The following is a 22479-nucleotide window of genomic DNA, read 5'->3' on the forward strand; positions in this document are numbered from 1 at the left end:
GATGACTCGCCGTCTCACACCTTATTGAATTGACGGCGATCGGCGGATTTTTCCGCACAATATCCGGTGTATCCGTCCTTCACTTCGCCTATCTGCTGTCTCGCGTTCCGCCGCTCTCCGTCGCTTGAAATTTACCGGTAGATCCGCTGTGCTTGTCGTCGTGCCTTTGCCGGGCACCCGATAAAACTCAGCTAGGGAAGAAAAATAAACGATGAAAAAGATACCGATCCTGGTTCTGTCCGGGATACTGGCGGCCTGTTCCGGGGAATCGCCCGAAACCAAAGACAGTGTAAACCTGAATATGAATGCGGCCGCACCGGCGACCGGCATCGAATACCCGCAGACCCGCAGGGATGAAGTGGTGGACACCTACTTCGGCACCGAGGTGGCAGACCCCTACCGCTGGCTGGAGGACGACCGCAGCGAGGAAACCGGGGCCTGGGTGCAGGCGCAGAACAGGGTCACCTTCGGATACCTGGAGCAGATTCCCTATCGCGACAGGCTCAAGGAGCGCCTCAAGCAGGTCTGGAATTACGAGAAGGTCGGCTCTCCGTTCAAGGAGGGTGACTACACCTATTTCTATCGCAACGACGGCCTGCAGGACCAGTATGTGGTCTGGCGCCGGAAGGGCGACGGCGAGCCGGAGGTATTCCTGGATCCGAACCAGTTCAGCGAGGACGGCACCACCTCACTGGCGAGCCTGAAATTTTCCAAGGACGGTTCCATCGCCGCCTACTCGATTTCCGAGGGCGGCAGCGACTGGCGCAAGATCATCGTGATGGATGCGGAGACCAAAGAGATCCTCGAAGAACCGCTGGTGGACGTCAAATTTTCCGGCATCTCCTGGAAGGGCAACGAGGGCTTCTACTATTCCAGCTACGACAAGCCCGAGGGCAGCGAGCTCTCCGCCAAGACGGACCGGCACAAGCTCTACTACCACAAGCTGGGCCAGCCGCAGTCCGAGGACCGGCTGGTGTTCGGCGGCGAGCCGGAGCAGAAGCGCCGCTATGTCTCCGGCTATGTGACCGAGGACGACCGCTACCTGGTGATCGCCGGCTCCAAGTCCACCTCCGGCAACGACCTGTATATCCGCGACCTGAGCCGGCCGGATGCGCCGCTGGTCACGGTGCTGGATCACTTCGACTCCGACACCTATGTGCTGGACAATGTCGGCAGCAAGCTGTACCTGGTCACCAACCTGGATGCCCCCAACAAAAAGATTGTCACCGTGGATGCGGCGGACCCGGTGCCGGCCAACTGGAAAGACCTGATTCCGGAAACCGAGCATGTGCTGAGCGCATCCACCGGCGGCGGCTATATTTTTGCCCGCTATATGGTCGACGCCCTGTCCAGGATGTATCAGTACGATTTCGATGGCGAGCGCATCCGCGAAATTGAACTGCCGGGGCCGGGCACCGCCAGCTCCCTCGGCGGCAAGAAAGAGGATAAGGTGCTCTACTACACCTTTACCAACTACAAGACACCGGGAACCATCTTCGCCTTCGACGTCGCCGAAGGGAAATCGCAGATCTACCGCGAATCCGGGGCGGATTTCGACAGCAGTGCCTACGAGTCCAGGCAGGTGTTCTACACCTCCAAGGACGGCACGCGCGTGCCGATGACAATCACCTATAAAAAGGGTCTCGAGCTGAACGGCAGAAACCCCACCATCCTGTACGGCTACGGCGGTTTCAATATCAGCCTGACGCCGCGCTTCAGCATCGCCAACGCCGTCTGGCTGGAGCTGGGCGGCGTCTATGCGGTGCCGAACCTGCGCGGCGGCGGTGAATACGGCAAGCGCTGGCACGACGCGGGCACCAAACTGCAGAAGCAGAATGTGTTCGACGATTTTATCGCCGCGGCCGAGTATCTGATCGAGCAGAAATACACTTCGCGCGATTACCTGGCCATCCGCGGCGGCTCCAATGGCGGCCTGCTGGTGGGCGCGGTGATGACCCAGCGTCCGGACCTGGTGAAGGTGGCGCTGCCCGCGGTGGGTGTGATGGACATGCTGCGCTACCACACCTTCACCGCCGGCGCCGGCTGGGCTTATGACTACGGCACCGCGGAAGAGAGCGAGGAGATGTTCGAGTATCTGATGGGCTATTCACCGGTGCACAATGTGCGCGCCGGCGTCGAGTACCCGGCCACCCTGGTGACCACTGCGGATCACGATGACCGCGTGGTGCCGGCGCACTCGTTCAAGTTTGCCGCGGAACTGCAATCCAAGCAGGCGGGCCCGGCGCCGACCCTGATCCGCATCGAGACCAAGGCCGGGCACGGCGCCGGCACGCCGGTCTCGAAGACCATTGAGCAGTACGCGGATATATTCAGCTTCACGCTGTTCAATATGGGCTTTGCGGAGCTGCCCGGGCATTAAGCCGGCGTTGCGCTGCGGGGTTCCGCGCCTGTAGCGCGAATTCCGCCCCGGCGTCTGCCGGGGCGACGCAAAAGAGCTTTGGAGTCGCCGTTTAGTGCGTATAGGTCACACAGTTGGCCGAGCCGCCGGATGTGCCCACCTGGATGCTGTCGGCGGCGCACTCGAAGTCGTCGTTGTGCTTGCAGTCCGTCATCTTGCAGGCGCCGACCCCGGCGGTGCGGGAGCTGCGGGTGTGCTTGGAGTTGCCGAAGAAGGTGTCGCAGTCCGGCTCGTTGCCGTCGCCTATCGTGATCGCCCGCGCGTGGCAGGCGGAGTCGGCGTTGTAGGCACACTGGGTGGCGGCGCACTGGGCCACTTCCGGCATATCTGTCGCAATAATCATGGCTGATTCTCTCGGCTGGCAGGGGCTTGTACGTTCGAGCCTAGCCCAGACCGCGGGCTTGTCAATCGACGCGTCGCGCTTTTACCGGCTGGAGTGGTGTGACGCCGGTATGACCTTCCGCATATAGACCCGGTCGGCATCGCGACCGGTTTCGGTCCAGCCCAGGTGCCGGTAGAAACCGAGGCTCTCGGACAGCAGCCGGTGGGTTGCCAGGCGCATCTGGGAAAAGCCCTGCCGCCGCGCTTCCGTTTCGGCAAACGCCAGTAATCCCTTTCCCAGACCGATGCCCTGGTGCTCGGGGCTCACGGCTATATTGGTCAGGGTCATATAGCCTCGCTCGGCGACCAGGGTAATTCCACCGACAATCTCGTCGTTCATTTCCGCCACCCAGGTTGGAAACGAGGCAATCTCCTCCCGGTAATCCGCATCCATTGGCGGCAGCCGCTCTCCGCTGAGCCTGTCCCGGTAGGCGGAGTAGGCTTTCACCATACAATCTCTCAGTTCCCCGGCGTCCGCCGCCGTCGCCTTTCGGAGCGTCCATACATTTTTTTTCATGGAACCGGTCACTCTGCTGTGGCGCCCCGGCGGAATTCCATCGTCATCTGGTAGCCGCGGATAGCCGGCGCGGCGATGGCATCGAGGCACAGTTTGCCGAACATGATCAGCGTGGCCGTGGCCAGCGCATCCAGGAACCAGGCGATGGCCGGGCCGGCGCTGCCGAGATAGGTGGGCATGCTCGCGAGTGCTTCCACCGTCCGGACGCCGGTAGTGGCGTGCAGTGCCAGTGCAATCCAGAAACCGAAGCAGAAAGGGCAGCGCCAGGCCTGGTACAGATAGGCCAGCGGGCCGGGCAGCGCCTCGACAATGCGGTTAAACCAGTTGCCCCAGTAGGGCAGTTTCTCCCAGATCAGGATATAGATGGAGAGGCCCATCAGTGCGAGCGTAAGGTTCATATTTACCTCCTAAGACTGTTTACAGGCGGTAGTGACGGAGACGGCAATGTCCGCAGCGCGATATTCCCCCGTGGTGCAGGAAAAGCCGGCCGCCGACAGGGCATCGGCAACCGCCTCCGGCGACAGCCAGTGCGGGTGATCTGTCTTTTTTGACTCGACGGGGAGGTCCTCAATATGCCTCTGGATTTCCTCCCACAGATCGTCGATAACGACGAGGCGGCCGCCGGGCTTCAGTACCCGCCGTACCTCTGCCAGGCCGGCTTCCACATCCCGCCAGTGATGCAGGGAGTTGATCGCCAGCACCAGATCGAAGCTCCCGTCGGGGCAGGGCAGCCGCTCCGCCGGGGCCTGGATAAAATCGACCGGCACCGGGAATTCCAGGCCGCGGCTTTGCTCCCGGGCCAGCTCGACCATGCGCGGCGTCGGGTCAATGCCGAGCACCTCGCCGGCGGACAGGCGCGCGGCGATCTCGCGCACTGCGGTGCCGCTGCCGCAGCCGATATCCAGTACCCGCTCTGCACCTGCAAGCCGGCTCAGCTCCGGGACGGCGCTGTGCAGCGGGTGTTCGCCCCAGCGCGATACATACCAGTCGGCCGTCTCCCTGTCCCAGGCCCCGCTCTCGCAACCGCTGTGATTTGGCTCGGATCCGTTCATGTCGTCCTCCGCTATTTAGTTAGGCTTTCTAACCTTATGGTTGATTAGTTAGTTTGTCAAACTATCTGGGTGGCGACATTGACCCGAAAAAGCGTGGCCCTATACTCGTTAGCCTTTCTAACTAGGTGAGTGCCCCGATGAGCCTGGACAGATCCCTGATGAACCTGCAGCGCTTGCTGTCCCAGGCGTGGAGCCGCGCAGCCACCGGCGACAGGCGGGAGGGGCTGAGCAGCAATGAGTTCGACTACCTGCTGTGTGTCTATATCGCCGAGAGCGGCGGGCCTGAGCCGGACAGCGGGGAGCACGACGACAGCAGCCACCTTTCCGCCCTGGCGGCGGAGATGCAGGTGCAGAAGTCGTCCGCCAGCGTGATGGTCAACAAGCTGGAGAAGCGCGGCCTGATACGGCGGGTCACCTGCCGTTACGATGCCAGGGCGCAGCATATCCTGCTGACCGAGCGGGGTAGGGAGCTGTTCTTGCGCACGCGGGAGTCCGTTTACACCGAGCTGGCCAAATCCATCGCCGCGCGGCTCGATCCGGATGAATACCGGGCCCTGGAAGCAATCCTCGACAAGGTCTGTGCCGACCAATAGCTAATAGCTGCGGCGGGTCGCATCGGGTATAAAGATCACTTGCGCGTCATCGGGCCCTGGGGAACCTCTGAATGATTCCGCGATGCCTCTGGCTCGCAGAGCGGTTCACAATCAAGGCGCGGCTTCGCAGGAATGTCTAGACCTTTCAAGAAGCCGCAACGCAGAGTGTGAATCTCTCTGCAAGCCCCGCAGGGCGGGGCCTGAAGGCCGCATCTGCTGCGTTGCAGCTCTTGCAAAGGGCTGGGCCATTCGCGGCGAGCTGCGCCTAACAGCTGCAGCCTTCAGGTCCCGCAGAGGTATTGCGGAATTATTCAGAGATTCCCTAGAGTGAACGAATGATCGGCAAGCCCTACCTGCTGTTTTTTGCGCTGGCGTATGTGGCGCTGCTGTTCGCCGTGGCCTGGCGCGCCGAGCACCGCAAGCAGTGGCTGCTGCGCTATCGCCCGCTGGTCTATGCGCTGACCCTGGCGGTCTATTGCAGCTCCTGGACCTTCTTCGGCGCCGTCGGCCAGTCGGTGACCAGCACCTGGAGCTACCTGCCGATCTACCTCGGGCCGATGCTGCTGTTCCTGTTCGGCGGCGCTTTCCTGCGCAAGCTGATGCTGGTGAGCGAGCGCCAGAAGGTGACCTCCATCGCCGACTTTATCGGCTCCCGCTACGGCAAGAGCCGGGGCCTGTCTGCGCTGGTGACCCTGCTGGCGATTGTCGGCAGCCTGCCGTATATCGCGCTGCAACTGCGCGCGGTGACCATGGCCTGGGACGCGGTGGGCCCGGGGCCCGAATCCGGCGGTATCATCAGTCTCGATACCGCCTTCGCCACCGCGCTGCTGATGGGTGTCTTCGCGATGCTGTTCGGCACCCGCCACCTGGAGGGGCGCGAGCGCAACCGCGGCGTGGTGGCGGCCATCGCGCTGGAGTCGGTGGTCAAGCTGCTGGCCTTTGCCGCCGTGGCGGCCCTGGCCGCGTGGCTGCTGATCGGCGGCGGGCGCCTCGCGAGCGCCGAGCTGCACCTGGATCCGCTGATCCCCGACGCCAATTTCCTGACCCAGACCCTGCTGGCCACGGCGGCCATCATCTGCCTGCCGCGCCAGTTCCATATGGCGGTGGTGGAGTTCCAGGATCAGCGCGACCTGCGCGCCGCGCGCTGGCTGCTGCCGCTGTATCTGGGGCTCTTTGCGCTGCTGATCCTGCCTATCGCCCTCGCCGGGCAGCCGATGCTGGCGCAGGGGCTGCTGGAGCCGGACAGCCTGGTGCTGACACTGCCGATGGCCAGCGGCAGCGACGCCCTGACCCTGCTCGCCTATATCGGCGGCTTCTCCGCGGCCACCGGCATGGTGATCGTCGCCGCGGTGACCCTGGCGGTGATGATCTCCAACGAACTGGTGGCACCGCTGTGGCTGTTCCTGAGCCGCTTTACGCCGCTGTCGGCGGCGTCGCTGGGCAACCACCTGCGGCTGATTCGCCGCCTCAGCATTCTGCTGCTGCTGCTGTTGGGCTGGGGCATGCACAAGGCCATCACCGGCGTCGCGCCGCTGGCGTCCATCGGCCTGCTGTCTTTCGCCGCCGCCGCGCAGCTGGCGCCGGCGCTGGTCGGCGCCCTCTACTGGCGCCGCGCGCACCGCCTCGGCGTGCTCGCCGGGCTGGTGGCCGGCTACGGCCTCTGGTTCTTCTGCCTGGTGCTGCCGGCGGTCTATCCGCAGCACCCGCTGCTCGCGGAGGGGTTGTTCGGACTGGCCTGGCTGCGGCCGGAACGGCTGTTCGGTCTCGGCGGGCTGGACCCGCTCAGCCACGGCGTTTTCTGGAGCCTGCTGGCCAATGTGCTGCTGTTCGTGTCCGTGTCCCTGCTGTGCCGCGCGCGGGAGCGCGACCGCCGCCAGGCGGAGGCTTTCGTCGAGCTGTCGGCGCTGGACAGCGGCGCGGACCTGGAGCTGAGCGAGATCCAGGTGGGGCAGCTGAAGAGCCTGATGCAGCCGTTTGTCGGGCGCCGGCGGCTGGAGCAGATCTGGAACGGTTTCGAGCGGCGCAGCCAGCAGCGCCTGCTGCCGGACGACGCGGCGCCGCGCTTCGCGGTGCAGGAGGCGGAGAGCACGCTCGCCGGCATTATCGGCTCCGCCACCGCCCACCAGGTCATCGACCTGTTGCGGGCCAATCGCCCGTTCCAGCTGGAGGACATAGCGCGGCTGGTGGACGGCACTTCGCAGAAGCTGCGCTTTTCCCAGGAGCTGCTGCAGACCACGGTGGAGACCATCAGCCAGGGCATCAGTGTGGTGGACGCGGACCTGCGCCTGGTGGCCTGGAACCAGCACTATATCGAGCTGTTCGACTACCCGGAGCGGCTGCTCTATATCGGCTGCCCGGTGGAGAAGCTGTACCGCCACAACGCCGAGCGCGGCCTCTACGGCGACAACGTCGATCTGGAGGCGGAGGTCCAGCGGCGCCTGCAACTGCTGCGCCACGGCAGTGCGCACCGCTTCGAGCGCCGCCTGCCAAACGGCAGTATCGTCGAGGTGCGCGGCACGCCGATGCCCGGCGGCGGCTTCGTCACCACCTTCACCGATATCAGCGACTACCGCGCGGCGGTGGACGCGCTGGAGGAAAACCAGCGCACCCTGGAGGAGCGGGTGGAACAGCGCACCGCGGAACTGCTGCACAGCAACGAGGCGCTGCAGGCGGAGAACCGCCGCCGTGCGGAAGTGGAGGCGCAGATGCGCGAACTGCACGGGGCCAAGACCCGCTTCCTGGCCCACACCAGTCACGACCTGTTGCAGCCGATCAACGCCGCGCGCCTGTTTATCGCCTCGGCGCAGCAGAAGGCGGCGCGCCGCGACTGGGATGAGACGCTGGAGGATATCGGCCATATCGACAGCGCGCTGAACACCGCCGAGCAGCTGATCGGCGCGCTGCGGGAGATCAGCCGCCTGGACGCCGGCAACCTGACCCCCAAACGGGAGCACTTCCCGGTGGGCGAGCTGCTGGACGCACTGACGGTGGAGTTCCAGGCCATTGCCGCCAGCCGCGGCCTGCAGCTGCGCTACCGGCCCAGCAGCCTGTGGGTGCACAGCGACCGCCATCTGCTGCGGCGGATACTGCAGAATTTCCTCAGCAACGCGCTGCACTACACCAGCCGCGGCAAGGTGCTGCTGGGCGTGCGGCGCCGCGCCTCTGCGGAGGCGCTGGAAATCCAGGTCTGGGATACCGGCCCCGGCATCGCGCCGGAGGCGCAGGCGCAGATTTTCGACGAGTTCGTGCGCCTGTCTTCCACTGAGCGCCCGGCGGACAAGGGGCTGGGGCTGGGACTGGCGATCGCCAGGCGCAGCGCGGACCTGCTGCAGCACCCGATAGGCGTGCAGTCGTCCCCGGGGCGCGGCGCCATGTTCTCTATCCGCGTGCCGCTGGGGGTGGCGGCGCGGGCCGAGCGGGTGCGGCCGCAGCCGCAGGTCGCCGGCGCGGATCTGGCGGGAATCCGCGTGCTGTGTATCGACAACGAGGAGTCGATTCTGCGCGGCATGCAGAGCCTGCTCGGCGGCTGGGGTTGCCGGGTAACGGCGGCGCGCTCACTGCGGGAGGCGCTGGCCAGCTGGCCCGGCGAGCAGCCGCCGCAGCTGGTCATCGTCGATTATCACCTCGACTGCAACGAGACGGGCATCGCCGCGCTGGACGGACTGAACCAGCGCTGGGGACAGCCGCTGCCGGCCATTCTGATCAGCGCGGATATTTCCGAGCCGGTGCGCGACGCGGCCGCCGCGCGCGGCTGCTTCTATCTGTCCAAGCCGGTCAAGCCGGCGGCGCTGCGCAACCTGGTGCGGCGGCTGGCGCGGCGGCGGCAGGCGGCCGAATCCTAGGGGCGAAATCAGGCGTGCGCCGGCGCGTGTTTCGGCGGCGGCGTGAACTGCCCCGGTGGCTCTATATCCAGGCTGCCGAGCGCCAGGGCCGCCTGGGTGCGCGAGTTGACGTTCAGCTTGCGGAACAGCGCGGTCAGGTGCGCCTTGACCGTGGCTTCGGTGACGTTCATTTCGTAGGCGATCTGCTTGTTCAGCAGCCCCTCCGCGAGCATGGTCGCGACGCGGAACTGCTGCGGGGTCAGCGATGCGACCGCGTCGGCCACGGCCGGGTCGGAGGATTCCGTCGCGCCCTGTTCGGCCACGCCCGGCGGCAGCCAGATATCGCCGGCCAGCGCCCGCTGCAGCGCGGCGGTGATCGTATCGACCGGCGCCGACTTGGGCAGGAAGCCGCAGGCGCCGTAGTCGATCGCGCGGCACATCACCTCCGGTTTCTCGTTCGCGGATACCACCATGACCGGCAGCTCCGGGTACTGGCCGCTGACAAAGATCAGGCCGCTGAAGCCGCGCGCGCCGGGCATATGCAGGTCCAGCAACAGCAGGTCGCAGTCGCCGTGGGCGGCCACGCAGCGCTGCAGGCTGTCCATATCCTCCGCCTCGTACAGTTCGGCAGCGGGAAATGCCTGGGTAATGGACTGGCGCAGGGCGCTGCGAAACAGCGGGTGGTCGTCGGCGATAATGAACTTGTGCACTGTTTTATCGCTATTGGCGTGCATGGTTATCGCTCCCTCATCATCAATGCGCCTCGCCGCAGGTGGATCCCCCGGCGAGCGCGAGTGCGTACACGCATTATATTTTTATCAGTGTACGCCGATACTGCGATCTGTTCTTATTGTTTCTGCCTATCGAAAACGGCGAAGCGGCTCTGGCCGATATCCGGCAGAGCCGCTGCGAATACAGCTGGCCGGGTGCGCCGCGATGCCCGGCGCACAGCCATCAGGCGCTCTGGGCCAGCTCGGTATGGTTGTCGATCAGCTGCTGTACCACCGATGGATCGGCCAGGGTGGAGATATCGCCCAACTGGTCGCACTCGCCGGCGGCGATCTTGCGCAGGATGCGGCGCATGATCTTGCCGGAGCGGGTTTTGGGCAGGCCCGGCGCCCACTGGATCACATCCGGCGTGGCGATGGGGCCTATCTCTGCGCGTAGCCAGCTGCGCAGCTGCTGGCGTATCTCCTCGCTGGGCTGCAGATCGCTGTTCAGGGTCACATAGACGTAGATGCCCTGGCCCTTGATATCGTGCGGATAACCCACCACCGCCGCCTCGGCGACCGCCTCGTGGGCCACCAGCGCGCTCTCCAGCTCGGCGGTGCCCATGCGGTGGCCGGACACATTGAGCACGTCGTCCACGCGCCCCGTGATCCAGTAGTAGCCGTCCGCGTCGCGGCGCGCACCGTCGCCGGTGAAGTACATACCCTCGAAGGTGCTGAAGTAGGTGTCGACAAAGCGCTGGTGATCGCCGAATACGGTGCGCATCTGGCCGGGCCAGCTGTCCAGCAGCACCAGGTTGCCCTCGGCGGCGCCGTCGAGGATGTTGCCGTCGTTGTCCACCAGCGCCGGCTGCACGCCGAAGAAGGGGCGGGTGGCAGAGCCGGGTTTCAACGCCGTGGCGCCGGGCAGCGGGGTCAGCATGGCGGCGCCGGTTTCGGTCTGCCACCAGGTGTCGACGATCGGGCAGCGGCCGCGGCCGAAGGTGCGGTGATACCACTTCCACGCCTCGGGGTTGATCGGCTCGCCGACGGTGCCGAGCAGGCGCAGGCTGGACAGGTCGGCGCCGGCCACCGGCTTGTCGCCTTCGGCCATCAATGCGCGGATCGCGGTCGGCGCGATATACAGAATATCGATCTGGTGTTCGTCGATGATCTGTGCCACGCGGGTTGCGTCCGGGTAGTTGGGTACGCCCTCGTACATCACCGTGGTGGCGCCATTGGCCAGCGGGCCGTAGAGGATATAGGAGTGGCCGGTGATCCAGCCGATATCGGCGGCACACCAGTAGCGCTCGCCGCGGCGGTAGTCGAACACATACTCGTGGGTCAGGGAGGCGTAGGTCAGATAGCCACCGCTGGTGTGCAGCACCCCCTTGGGTTTACCGGTGGAGCCGGAGGTGTAGAGGATGAACAGCGGATCCTCCGCGTTCATTTCCTCCGCCGGGCAGTCGTCGCTCTGCTGCGCCATCAGTTCGCCGTAGTCGCAGTCGCGCTCCGGGCTCCAGGTCACCTCGCCGCCGGTGTAGTTCACGACGACCACCTTGTCCACGGTGGTCTCGCGGCACAGCGCGACCGCCCTGTCGACATTCTCCTTCAGCGCCACCGGGCGACCGCCGCGCATGCCGGCATCGGCGGTGACCAGTACGCGGGACCTGCCGTCGTCCATACGCCCGGCCAGCGCCTCCGGGGAGAAGCCGGCGAATACCACCGAGTGAATCGCGCCGATACGCGCGCAGGCCAGCATCGCCACCGCCGCTTGCGGAATCATCGGCATATAGATGGTGACCACATCGCCCTTCTGTACGCCGAGCGATTTGAGGCCGTTGGCGAAGCGGCACACGTCCGCGTGCAGCTCGCGGTAGCTGATCTCGCGCGACACACCGGGCTCGTCGCCGACCCAAAGGATCGCCGTGCTGTCGCCGTGCTCGGCCAGGTGGCGGTCGAGGCAGTTGGCGGCGACGTTCAGGCTGCCGTCGGCGTACCAGCGGATATGCAGGTCGTCCCGGGCGAAGGACACGTCCTTGACCTGGGTATAGGGCCTGATCCAGTCGAGCCGCCGGCCCTGTTCGCGCCAGAAGCCCTCGCTGTCCTCGACGGATCGCCTGTACAGCTCGAAGTATTCCACTTCATTCAGCAGGGCTTGGTTGGCGTAGTGCTGCGGTACGGGGTAGAGGGATTGCTCAGACACGGTGGGCCTCGTCATCTTGCCATTCTTGTTTACTGCATTCTGCATTTCGGCGAGGGGTGGGCGTATTAGACAAAAGTCGAAATAGAAAAAATGGGTCCTTAGACATTGGTCGAAAGCGGGGCGGATTTAGACCAATGGTTAATACCCAGGGGGGCGCGAACAGGCTTTTATCGTCAGCGGCAAAGCAGTATTTCGACAAATCGCGCTCGGAGGGAGCTTATGTCGCAGATAAGAATAAAATCCGCCCGCCTCGCCGCGGGCCTGTGCTCGGCCGTGATGATCAACCTGGTCCCGCTGTCGGCGGCGGCGCAGACCGGCACCGAGGCGCTGCAGCAGCGTATAGAGGTGCTGCAGGCGCAGGTGGACAAGCTCGCCGCCGAGGCGGCGCAACAGCGCCGCGCGGTGGTGGAAAACCCGGAGCCGCCACAGCAGCCACAGGGCACGCAGATAGAGATCGGCGGCTTTATGAAACTGGACAGCGCGTTCAGCGACTATTCCGACGGCAACGCCGCCACCGCCGGCATCGGCGAGGATTTCCTGGTGCCGTCGACGATACCGATCGGCGGCGAGGGCGGCGACAGCAAGTTCCATTCCCACGCCAAGTCTTCGCGCCTGTTTATCAAGAGCCGCACCGCGGTGGCTGGCGGCCAGGTCAATACGCATCTGGAAATCGATGCGATGGCCAGCGGCCAGGGCGACGAGCGCATCAGCAACTCCTACGCCCAGCGCCTGCGCCACGCCTATGTGGACTGGCGGATGGACGGGCGCAACCGCCTGCTCGCGGGCCAGACCTGGTCCACCTTCTTCAATGTCGGTGCGCTGCCGGAGGGCATGGACTTCGTCGGCCCGGTGGGCACCATTTTCGAGCGCCAGCCGCAGCTGCGCTACACGCGCAAGATCGGCGGTGGCAGCCTGCAGCTGGCCGCGGAAAATCCGGCCACGACCCTGTACGATCCTGTCGAAATCGGGGGCAGCGAAAACCCCTACGACGACAGCGGCACTCCGGACCTGGTGCTGCGCTACAACGACAGCATCGGCGACTTCAGCTACTCGGTGGCCTCCCTGAGTCGCGAGCTGGCCTACGACAGCGGCGCCGACAGGGAATCGGTGCGCGCTCACGCGATCAGCGTATCGGGCAAATACCAGTTCGGTCGCGACGATATCCGCTTTATGCTGAGCTCCGGCAACGGGCTCGGGCGCTATATGGGATTGAACGGCTTCCGCGCCGGCATTATCGAGGCGGATGGCGGTATCGAGCCGATCGAGCAGAGCGGCGGTTTCGTCGCGCTGCGCCATTTCTGGAGCGACGAGTGGCGCAGCAACCTGGTGCTTTCGGCCTCCAAAGCCGACAACCCCGACTCGGTTTCCGATACCACCGCCTCGGGCTATCAGAGCCTGCACCTGAACCTGCTCTATTCGCCGATCCCGAAGATGACCCTCGGCGGCGAATATATTTTTGCGCGCAAGGAAATCGAAAACACCAGCGGCGCTCTCGACGACGAGGGGGCGCTGCGGCGGCTGCAGTTCTCAGTAAAGTATGTTTTCTGACAGTGCCCGCGCCGACGGGGAATATTCGACAACAATAACCACTGATAATTATTTGGGAGAAGAGCGATGAGTTTCGAAAGCGAACAACACGCGGACGACTACTGGAAGGAGAACCTGCGCCTGATGCTGTCGCTGCTGGCCATCTGGTTCGCGGTCTCCTTCGGTTGCGGCATTCTGCTGGTCGACGAGCTGAACGTGATCCGCCTCGGCGGCTTCAAGCTCGGCTTCTGGTTTGCGCAGCAGGGGTCCATCTATGTATTCCTGGCGCTGATCGTCGTCTACGTACACAAGATGAACAAGCTGGACCGCAAGTACAATGTGCACGAGGACCACGAAGAACCGGAAGAGTTTGAAGAGGCGCTCGAAGAAGAGTTCGGCCAATAGGAGCAGATCATGGATATCCAAACCCTCACTTTCCTGATTGTCGGCGCCACCTTCGCGCTGTATATCGGTATCGCCATCTGGTCCCGGGCCGGGTCCACGCACGATTTCTATGTCGCCAGCGGCGGCGTCAACCCGGTGGCCAACGGCATGGCCACGGCGGCGGACTGGATGTCGGCGGCCTCGTTTATCTCGATGGCGGGCCTGATCAGCTTTATGGGCTATGACGGCGCCGTCTATCTGATGGGCTGGACCGGCGGCTATGTGCTGCTGGCGCTGTGCCTGGCCCCCTACCTGCGCAAGTTCGGCAAGTTCACGGTGCCGGCCTTTATCGGCGACCGCTACTACTCGAACACCGCGCGCACCGTCGCGGTGATCTGCGCGGTGTTTGTCTGCTTCACCTATGTGGCCGGACAGATGCGCGGCGTCGGCGTGGTCTTCTCGCGCTTCCTGGAAGTGGATATCACCTCCGGTGTCATCATCGGTATGGCGATAGTGTTCTTCTACGCGGTGCTCGGCGGCATGAAGGGCATCACCTATACCCAGGTGGCCCAGTACTGCGTACTGATCTGCGCCTACCTGGTGCCGGCCATCTTTATCTCCATCATGATGACCGGCCACGTGATTCCGCAGATCGGTTTCGGTGCGGAACTGAACGACGGCTCCGGCACCTACCTGCTGGACAAGCTCGACGGGCTTTCGACGGAACTGGGTTTCGCCGAGTACACCTCGGGGACCAAGAGCACCATCGATGTGTTCTTTATCACCGCCGCGCTGATGGTGGGCACCGCCGGCCTGCCCCATGTCATCGTGCGCTTCTTCACCGTGCCCAAGGTGCGCGACGCGCGCAAGTCCGCCGGCTGGGCGCTGCTGTTTATCGCGCTGCTGTACACCACCGCGCCGGCCATCGCGACCTTTGCGCGGGTGAACATGATCGACACCATCAACGGTCCGGATGCCGAGGGCACCGCCTATGAGGAGGCACCCGGCTGGATAACCAACTGGGAGAGCACCGGCCTGATTTCGTGGGAGGACAAGAACGGCGACGGCAAGATGTTCTACTCCGGCGACGAGCGCAATGAGATGAGCATCGACCGCGACATCATGGTGCTGGCCAACCCGGAAATCGCCGATCTGCCGGCCTGGGTGATCGCGCTGGTGGCGGCCGGCGGTGTCGCCGCGGCGCTGTCGACTTCGGCGGGCCTGCTGCTGGTGATCTCCACATCGATTTCCCACGACCTGCTCAAGCGCAACCTGATGCCGCATATCACCGACAAGCAGGAGCTGCGCTACGCGCGCATCGCGTCGGCGGTGGCCATCTGTATCGCCGGCTATCTGGGTATCAATCCACCGGGCTTCGTCGCCCAGGTGGTGGCCTTTGCGTTCGGGCTGGCCGCGTCGTCCTTCTTCCCGGCGATCATCCTCGGCATCTTCAGCAAGCGCATGAACAAGGAGGGGGCCATCGCCGGTATGATCTCCGGTATCACCTTTACCGCGCTGTATATCGTCTACTTCAAGTTCATCAACCCGGCGGCCAATACCCCGGACAACTGGTGGTTCGGCATCTCGCCGGAGGGTATCGGTACCCTGGGCATGATTGTGAACTTTGCCGTGGCGATCGCGGTGGCGCGCTTCACTGCCGATGCGCCGAAGGATGTGCAGGAGATGGTGGCCCATATCCGCTTCCCGAAAGGGGCCGGCGAGGCCAGCGCGCACTGAGTCTTCGCGCCTGCGGGGCGGGCACGCCCCGCAGGCGCTTTTTCACCTTTTCCACCCTTGGCGAGCCACTCGTCCCCTCAGGAGTGCGCTCGCTTTTTTATGGTCGGCTACTGCAAATTTTCTTTGGCCGCCGCGTTCCAGGCCAGCAACAGCAGCTCCTCGTTGTCGTTCGGCAGCGTGATACGTCTTTCCGCCTGCAGGCCGATCTTTTCCAGCAGGCGTACGGAGGGGGTGTTATCCGGTAGGGTGATGGCGACAATACGCTTAAGGGCCACCCGTTCGCGGGCGTCCTGCATCACCGCTGCGGCAGCCTCCAGCGCGTAACCCCGGCCGCGATAGTCCGGCAGGAAGGCGAAGCCGATATCCGCGTCGTCGAGGCCGTCGCGCCTGACCAGCCCGCACAGGCCGATGGCGGTGCCGCCCCTCAGTTCCACCTTGTACATGCCATAGCCGTATCGCCGGTACATAGCCATGGGGCCGTCGACGATATAGCGGCGCGCGTCGTCGATGCTGCGCACGCCGCGGTCGCCGACATTGCGCAGGAAATCCGGGTCGTTCAGCACCGCGCGCATCAGCGGCGCATCGTCTTCGCCGAGTTGGCGTAGTATCAGTCTTTGGGTTTCCAGTTTAAACATCGCATCCTGCCCGAAAAAAAACACAGGATATTGTGCATCGGGAGTGGCTCGCAGGCGAGCGCCGCAGGTACAGGAAGGGGAGGGGCTGCGCCCCCGGGCGGGGGCGCAAGGGGGGCGCTTAGAAGCGGTAGCTCACGCTGACGGAACCGGATTCCGAGGTCGGGCGCGCGGCCAGGTTGGCGTTGACGGCGATGGCGTCCGCCGCCTGCCAGCGCAGGCCGACGATAGCGCCGGCGCCGTCCTCGAACAGGCCGACGCCCTCGCTGGCATAGCTCGGCATCGCGTTCATATTGCCCTGCATGGACTTGACGCCGACCTCGAGCGTGTCGTCGTCGGTGCCGGTGGTGTCTTCGTACCAGATCTGGCCGTAGGCGCTGACGCCCTGCCAGGTGCGGCTGGCGAAGGCGCCGATGCGCATGGTGGTGTAGCGGCGCTCTTGACTCGCGAAGTGCATGCCGAATGGGTCGCGCTCCACACCGCCGGCATCCACATAGGTAAAGCCGTCGATAGCGTCCTCGGTGTAGCCGTCCACTTCCACCGTCGCGCGGGTGACATTGGCGAAGGGGCCGAACTGGGCCGCGCCGCTGGAGATGTTGATGCCCGCGGTCACACTCAGCGACAGGTTTTCGCCGGCGGTGCTGGCGTTCAGGCTGCCGTCGAAGCTGTCCCCGAGGCGGAAGGCGCGGCTGACCTTGTCGTAGTCGACGTCGGTCAGGGTCGCGCTGGCGTCGACGAAGAAAACATCCCGGTGGAAGCGGCCGAACAGGCTGTAGTTGGTGGCCGTGGATTCCATCGCGGCCCGCTCGTTGTCCAGATTGATGTCGGCGCGGCTGAGGGCAAAACCCAGTTCCAGGTTGTTGCGCAGCGCATAGGTGGCACCGATCAGGTTGGCGTCGCTGTCGCCGCTGCTGCCGGGGGCCAGGGCGCTGTCGAAATCGGTGTTGCCGAACACTGTGCCGGCGAAGACAGCGCTTTGCGCTTCGCGGTAGCGGGCGCCGGCGAGGCTCTCATCCAGGGTGTTGGTGTGGGTGCGCGCCGCCTGGACGCCGATATCCGGCAGCTGGCCCGCGACCTGCGCCGCATTCACCACTGCGGTGTAGTAGTCGGCCAGCATCTGCTGCGCCGCCTGGGTCGGGTGCACGGCATCGTTGAAGATCAGCTTGCTGTCGTCCGCGGAGCTGCCGTTGATGCCGTAGACCGGGTGTTCGATACAGCCGCCGCTGCCGTCGTAGCAGAAGTTGGTCTGATCGAACTCGGCGGAGAAGCCGAGCGTTGCAGCGTTGTCGAGGGACACCTTGAGCACGCCGGCCATATCCACCATCAGCACGCCGTCGATATCCCCGGCGGTCGCGAGCAGGGTGCTATTGAACGCGTCCGCGGCGGCGGCGCCCTGGGCAAGGGTGCTGTCGATGGCCGCCTGCAGCTGCGCGTCTGCGTCTTCCTGGGTCATCAGGCCGGCGGCGACGGCGTCGGCCAGCTGCGCGGCTTCGGGGCTGGCGTACACCGCTTGGCTGGCGGCGGCGTACATGCCCGGAGTCTTGCTCACGTCGGGCACATTGGACAGCAGTATATAGTTGGCGCCGGCGTCGGACAGGGCCCGGGTACTGTCCGCCAGCATCGTGGCCGCGAGGCCCACATTGGCTGCGAACTGGTCTGTGTCGATGGCGCCGGAAAGCACCGCGGAGAAACCGCTGAGCAGGTCGTTGCCACCGCCGTTGACCCAGTAGAGGGCGTTGGCGTCGGCCGTGCCGCCGCTCACTTCCAGATAGCCGCGGCCCGCCGGGTGCGGGTTGCCGGTCACGCCTGAGTCGGCGACGATCGCCGCCGGCGCGGCGTCTATCTGCGCCTGCAGTCCGTCGGCCTGAGCGTCGTAGGCGTCGGCGGTGGTGTCGTCGCCCATCGCGCGGTGCTGTTCCGCCGCCGCGCGCAGTTCGGCCACCTTGGCCGGGCCCTGCAACAGCAGGCCGAGCAGTTCGAGATCGGCGTAGAGGCCGGTGCTGGTGTCGCGGGTGGCATCCGGCAGCAGTGCGCTGGCAAAGCTGTGTGCGTTGACGTCCAGTGTCAGGCCGCGCTCGCTCAGGTAGTCGAGGTAACCGCGGGTGCCGAGTAGGTTCAGCAGCACGTCTGCGGCGCGGTGGCCGCCCACGGCCCAACCGCCGCCGACGTTGGGCAGCGCTGCGCGGACCTGCGCCTCGGCGGATGCCAGCAGTTCGGCCTCGCTCAGGGTTGGGTCCACCTCCGGCAGGCACAGGTAGAGGCCGGCGCAGGAGGGCGTGACCGGGCCCAGGCCCAGCTGTTGCGACATCAGGCTGATGGCGGCCTGTTTGTTGTCGCCACTGGTAAAGATACCGGCATTGCCGACATCGGTCAGACTGTCACCGAAGGCGATCACCTGGGAAAAGGGCGCCTCGTCGGCGGATGCGAGTGAACTGATGGATGCGAGTGCAATGGCGGCAGCGAGGCTGCGCTTCGCGTTGGACATGGTCTTCTCCTTGTCGCGGATGCGCGCCCGCCGGCGAGGAGGGAATTCGCGGAGAGCGCGCTTCGTTATTGTTGTTATTCCCGTACCTCTCGCGCCCCGGGGCGAAACCGGCTGGTGGTTTCAACCCGGGGCGCCAGGAACCGCACCATACTAGCGGATCTGACTCAGATATTAGAAGTGGTCACTGGTTTTTTCTGCGCCCGGCCGGTCATCCACTTCGCGCCGGCGGGATCGCCCCGGGAATCGGCGGGTTAATGAAAAAAATTTGATTTGTGAAAACCCTAGCGCACCGTGTGCAGAAACTGCAGGTGCCGCTCGTACTGGGCGAGGATATCCGCCAGCAGCTGGTCACCGGTCCAGCCCATCACGTCGTAGTCCTGGCCGCCCTCCTGCAGGTGCACCTCGGCGCGGAAATATTTTTCCGGCGATCCGTCGTCCACATCGTCGTCCAGTTCCGCGTCCGGGTTGAGGGCGTTGGGTTTCAGGTGTGCCTTGGGGTGTATGCCGTAGACGAAATCCACCTCCTCGCCCTGGAAGACCTCCAGGTATACCGAGTGTTTGTTGCGGTTGACTTTTGCGGAGAAGCCGTTTTTTTCCATTTCGCCGGCAAATTCCCGCAGCGCCGGCTCGCCCACTTCGCGAATATACTCGCGCACTTCGTCCAGCGAGGGCAGGCTGACCAGATTCTTCAGGCGCCGCTGCCAGGACACCGGGTTGCGGACAGTGATCGGCGCTACCGGCGCACTCTGTGCATCGCGCTTTGCGGTGTCGGTGCGCAGCGCGGTGATCAGCCCGTAGGTGGCCGCCACCAGGATGATGGAAAAGGGCAGGGCGCTGGCGATTACCGCCGTCTGCAGCGAGCTGAGACCGCCGGCCAGCAGCAGCGCGATCGCCACGGCGCCGATCAGCCCGCACCAGAAGACCCGCTGCCACAGCGGCGTGTCGTCGCGGCCGTGGGAGGCGAGCATATTGACCACCATGGCCCCAGAGTCCGCCGAGGTCACGAAGAAGACCACCACCATCAGTATCGCGACAAAGGAAAAAAAACCGGACATCGGGAACTGTTCCAGAAACTGAAACAGCGCCAGCGACTGGTCCCTGCTCACCACCTCGCCGAGGGAGGTCAGCCCCTCGTTCAGGATCATATGGATGGCGGAGTTGCCGAACACCGTCATCCACAGCAGGGTGACGCCGGCGGGCACCAGCATGGCGCCGACGATAAACTCGCGGATGGTACGCCCGCGGGATATACGCGCGATAAACAGCCCCACAAACGGCGACCAGGACATCCACCAGCCCCAGTACAGAATGGTCCAGCCGCCGAGCCAGTCGGTGGGCTCGTAGGCGTAGAGGTTGAAGGTGCGCCCGACCAGCACCGACAGATAGCTGCCGATATTCTGCACGAAGGTCTGCAGCAGATAGACGGTGCTGCCGAGCAGCAGCACCATCAGCAACAGCAGCGCGGCCAGGGTCATGTTCAGTTGCGACAGCCGCTTGATGCCCACATCCAGCCCCATAACCACGGAGACGGTGGCGAGAATCGTGGTGACGACGATCAACACCACCTGCGGGCCTGTGCCCATGGGGATATCGAACAGGTGGTTGAGGCCGGAGTTGATCTGCAGCACGCCGTAGCCGAGGGTAGTGGCCACGCCGCACACGGTGCCGACAATCGCGAACACGTCCACCGCGTGGCCGATGGGGCCGTGGATGCGCTCGCCGATCAGCGGGTAGAGCGCCGAGCGCAGGGTCAGCGGCAGTTTGTGCCGGTAGCTGAAATAGGCCAGTATCAGTGCGACTATCGCGTAGATGGCCCAGGCGTGCAGCCCCCAGTGGAAAAAGGTCAACACCATCGCCTCGCGCGCCGCCTGCACCGTGCCCGTCTCGCCGGCCGGTGGCGACAGGTAGTGCATCACCGGCTCGGCCACGCCGAAAAACAGCAGGCCTATGCCCATGCCGGCGGAAAACAGCATCGCGAACCAGGAGCCGTAGCTGTAGTCCGGCTCGGCGTGCTCAGGCCCCAGCTTGATGTCGCCGAACTTGGAGAATCCGATCACCGTCACGCTGATCAGTATCACCGCCACCAGCAGCACGTAGTACCAGCTGAGGTTGGCCACTATCGCCGCCTGCAGCGACTGGAAGCGCGCGGTGGCGTCGGCGGCGAAGAGCACCGCGTAGGTGACCAGCAGAAGCAGTATGCCGGTGGCCGTGTAGAACACCGGAGGATTGAAATGGGCTTTTTCTGCGGGCGGCTGTGGCGTCATTCGCGATTTCCTGTGGGGCGCGGCGGATCGAGGTTTGTATTTGCGCCTGTTAGACTTGGAGATTCCCTCAGCATAGTCAAAGGCGCATTTTAGAAGGTGGGCGAATATACGCACTTTTTTTCATGATTGAAATTTCTGGAAGACTGCAGATCGCCGACGGCGAAATAGAATTGAGCGCGGTGCGCGCCCAGGGCGCCGGCGGCCAGAATGTCAACAAGGTGGCGAGCGCCGTCCACCTGCGTTTCGATATCCGCGCCTCGTCGCTGCCGGAGGCGCTGAAGCAGCGGCTGCTACAGTTGCGCGACCGGCGCATTTCCTCCGACGGTATCGTCGTGATCAAGGCGCAGCGCTTCCGCACCCAGGAAAAGAACCGCGCGGATGCGCTGGAGCGCTTGCGCCTGCTAATAGAAAAGGCGAATGTGGGCTTCAAGAAGCGCATTCCCACCAAGCCGAGCCGCGGCGCGAAGGAGCGGCGTTTGCAGAGCAAGACCCGGCGCGGTCAGATAAAGGCGCTGCGCGGAAAAGTGCGCGACTAGCGGCGGGGTTGTAGGGGCCGAGGGCACCGCGAAGATGTGCGGCGCCGGAGCAAAACTCGTATGCGCGCGCAAATAGGCTACCAGCAAATTCACCGGGGAAAATCCATGCACCATCGCTACGACGCAAACGAACTCGAACAATTCGCCAGCAGGCTTTTTCAGCGCGCCGGCCTGGCCGCAGAGCGCGCCCGGGTCATGGCGGAAGTGTTTTTGCAGGCGGATCTGCTCGGCTTCACCACCCACGGCCTGAACCGGGTGGCGAGCAACCTGCGCTGGCTGCGAGACGGCGAGTCGCGGCGCGACGGGGAGGTGCGGGTGCTGGCCGACCGCGGCAACTGCTTCAACTGGGATGCGGAATTCCTGCCCGGCCCCTGGGTGCTGACCCGGGCCCTGGCCCAGGCCCTGGCGCGCGTGCCGGAGCAGGGGGTGGTCACTGCGACCATCCGCCGCAGCCAGCATATCGCCTGCCTGGCCGCCTATCTGCCGCCGGTCGTCGAGGCGGGCTGTGTCGCGATGCTGACCTGTTCCACGCCGGCGGAGAACACAGTCTCCCCCCAGGGCGGCCGCGATCCGCTCTTCTCCGCCAATCCCCTCGCTTTCGCCGCGCCGGCCGGCGACTACCCGCTGCTGTTCGATATCAGCATGTCGGTGACCGCCGGCGGCTATGTGGCGCGCGCCGCGCGCGAGGGCAGGAAGATGCCGAGCCGCTGCCTGAAGGACCGCGACGGCAACCTCTCCGACGACCCGGCGGACTTCGACAACGGCGGCAGTATTCTGCCTGTGGGCGGCGCCGATCACGGCTACAAGGGCGCGGCCCTGTCGGCGATGCTGGAAGTGCTGTCGATGGCACTCGGCGGCTACGGCCGCGCCGACGAATCGGCGCAGGGCGACGACGAGGCCAACTCGGTATTTCTACAGGTCATAGATCCGCGCGCCTTCGGCGCGCACGCGGATTTCCTGCGCCAGACAAGCGCGCTCTGCGATCTTTGGCAGCGGAACCGCAGCGATGGCGAGGCCCCGGTGCGTGTGCCCGGCCAGCGCGCCTGGAGCCTGCGGGAAAAACAGCTGCGCGATGGTGTCGAGCTGTACCCGACGATCATGCAGGACCTGGCGCCCTGGGCGGAAAAACTCGGCGTCGCCATGCCGCAACCGCTGTTCGATGAAAAGAGCTTGTAGGAGCCTGCTTGCAGGCGAATGTTTTCAGCTCCGAAGGCTCCC

General features: G+C 64.7%; 17 protein-coding genes. 8 read left to right on the forward strand and 9 right to left on the reverse strand.

All coding sequences use genetic code 11. From position 1 onward, the window contains the following. Positions 1–211: 211 nt before the first annotated feature. Entirely contained in the window at positions 212–2380 is a 2169-nt protein-coding gene (locus ACXAF3_RS06725; RefSeq protein WP_475111524.1) for a prolyl oligopeptidase family serine peptidase, read from the forward strand. Positions 2381–2471: 91 nt separating this feature from the next. Here the strand turns inward: ACXAF3_RS06725 and ACXAF3_RS06730 are convergent, their stop codons facing one another. The 4 genes from ACXAF3_RS06730 to ACXAF3_RS06745 all read right to left on the reverse strand — a co-directional run bounded on the left by ACXAF3_RS06730 (position 2472) and on the right by ACXAF3_RS06745 (position 4369). After that, positions 2472–2762, reverse strand: a complete 291-nt coding sequence (locus tag ACXAF3_RS06730) for a DUF1540 domain-containing protein (RefSeq protein WP_475111525.1) — start codon at positions 2760–2762, stop codon at positions 2472–2474. A gap of 81 nt (positions 2763–2843) precedes the next feature. Then, the gene (locus ACXAF3_RS06735; protein WP_475111526.1) at positions 2844–3251 is read right to left on the reverse strand and encodes a GNAT family N-acetyltransferase; all 408 of its coding nucleotides are present in this window, start codon (positions 3249–3251) and stop codon (positions 2844–2846) included. A 74-nt stretch (positions 3252–3325) separates the two neighbouring features. Next, positions 3326–3715 (reverse strand): hypothetical protein, encoded by a 390-nt coding sequence (locus ACXAF3_RS06740; protein ID WP_475111527.1) that lies wholly within the window; start codon positions 3713–3715, stop codon positions 3326–3328. Between the two features lie 9 nt (positions 3716–3724). Further along, on the reverse strand, positions 3725–4369 hold the full coding sequence (locus ACXAF3_RS06745; protein ID WP_475111528.1) for a class I SAM-dependent methyltransferase: 645 nt from the start codon (positions 4367–4369) through the stop codon (positions 3725–3727). A 137-nt stretch (positions 4370–4506) separates the two neighbouring features. Here ACXAF3_RS06745 and ACXAF3_RS06750 point away from each other — a divergent pair, with 137 nt between their 5' ends. Together ACXAF3_RS06750 and ACXAF3_RS06755 are read left to right on the forward strand one after the other, a co-directional pair. Beyond that, a complete protein-coding gene (locus ACXAF3_RS06750) occupies positions 4507–4962 on the forward strand; it encodes a MarR family winged helix-turn-helix transcriptional regulator (RefSeq protein ID WP_475111529.1) in 456 nt (151 codons plus the stop codon). A 335-nt stretch (positions 4963–5297) separates the two neighbouring features. Next, positions 5298–8804, forward strand: coding sequence for a hybrid sensor histidine kinase/response regulator (locus ACXAF3_RS06755; RefSeq protein WP_475111530.1), 3507 nt, complete (start codon positions 5298–5300; stop codon positions 8802–8804). Positions 8805–8812: 8 nt separating this feature from the next. On the opposite strand, the gene ACXAF3_RS06760 is transcribed toward ACXAF3_RS06755, so the two are convergent. Next, positions 8813–9517, reverse strand: a complete 705-nt coding sequence (locus ACXAF3_RS06760) for a LuxR C-terminal-related transcriptional regulator (RefSeq protein ID WP_475111531.1) — start codon at positions 9515–9517, stop codon at positions 8813–8815. Between the two features lie 220 nt (positions 9518–9737). Then, a complete protein-coding gene (acs, locus tag ACXAF3_RS06765; protein ID WP_475111571.1) occupies positions 9738–11696 on the reverse strand; it encodes an acetate--CoA ligase in 1959 nt (652 codons plus the stop codon). Between the two features lie 219 nt (positions 11697–11915). Between acs and ACXAF3_RS06770 the strand changes: the two genes are divergently transcribed. From ACXAF3_RS06770 to ACXAF3_RS06780, 3 genes are all read left to right on the forward strand, one after another. Next, the gene (locus ACXAF3_RS06770; protein WP_475111532.1) at positions 11916–13244 is read left to right on the forward strand and encodes a DcaP family trimeric outer membrane transporter; all 1329 of its coding nucleotides are present in this window, start codon (positions 11916–11918) and stop codon (positions 13242–13244) included. 66 nt (positions 13245–13310) lie between these two features. Continuing rightward, positions 13311–13628: a DUF4212 domain-containing protein gene (locus ACXAF3_RS06775; RefSeq protein ID WP_475111533.1), complete on the forward strand. Its 318-nt coding sequence runs from the start codon at positions 13311–13313 to the stop codon at positions 13626–13628. 9 nt (positions 13629–13637) lie between these two features. Then, positions 13638–15344: a sodium:solute symporter family protein gene (locus tag ACXAF3_RS06780; RefSeq protein WP_475111534.1), complete on the forward strand. Its 1707-nt coding sequence runs from the start codon at positions 13638–13640 to the stop codon at positions 15342–15344. 107 nt (positions 15345–15451) lie between these two features. Here the strand turns inward: ACXAF3_RS06780 and ACXAF3_RS06785 are convergent, their stop codons facing one another. The 3 genes from ACXAF3_RS06785 to ACXAF3_RS06795 all read right to left on the reverse strand — a co-directional run bounded on the left by ACXAF3_RS06785 (position 15452) and on the right by ACXAF3_RS06795 (position 20725). Then, on the reverse strand, positions 15452–15979 hold the full coding sequence (locus tag ACXAF3_RS06785) for a GNAT family N-acetyltransferase (RefSeq protein ID WP_475111535.1): 528 nt from the start codon (positions 15977–15979) through the stop codon (positions 15452–15454). 118 nt (positions 15980–16097) lie between these two features. Further along, complete coding sequence (locus ACXAF3_RS06790) at positions 16098–18461, reverse strand: autotransporter outer membrane beta-barrel domain-containing protein (protein ID WP_475111536.1); 2364 nt, start codon at positions 18459–18461, stop codon at positions 16098–16100. 281 nt (positions 18462–18742) lie between these two features. Next, positions 18743–20725: a BCCT family transporter gene (locus ACXAF3_RS06795; protein ID WP_475111537.1), complete on the reverse strand. Its 1983-nt coding sequence runs from the start codon at positions 20723–20725 to the stop codon at positions 18743–18745. A gap of 122 nt (positions 20726–20847) precedes the next feature. Between ACXAF3_RS06795 and arfB the strand changes: the two genes are divergently transcribed. Then, positions 20848–21261, forward strand: a complete 414-nt coding sequence (gene arfB / locus ACXAF3_RS06800; protein WP_475111538.1) for an alternative ribosome rescue aminoacyl-tRNA hydrolase ArfB — start codon at positions 20848–20850, stop codon at positions 21259–21261. 105 nt (positions 21262–21366) lie between these two features. After that, positions 21367–22437: an Ldh family oxidoreductase gene (locus ACXAF3_RS06805; protein WP_475111539.1), complete on the forward strand. Its 1071-nt coding sequence runs from the start codon at positions 21367–21369 to the stop codon at positions 22435–22437. Positions 22438–22479 lie beyond the last annotated feature (42 nt).

The sequence above is a fragment of the Microbulbifer sp. ABF4_143 genome (genome assembly GCF_056160225.1).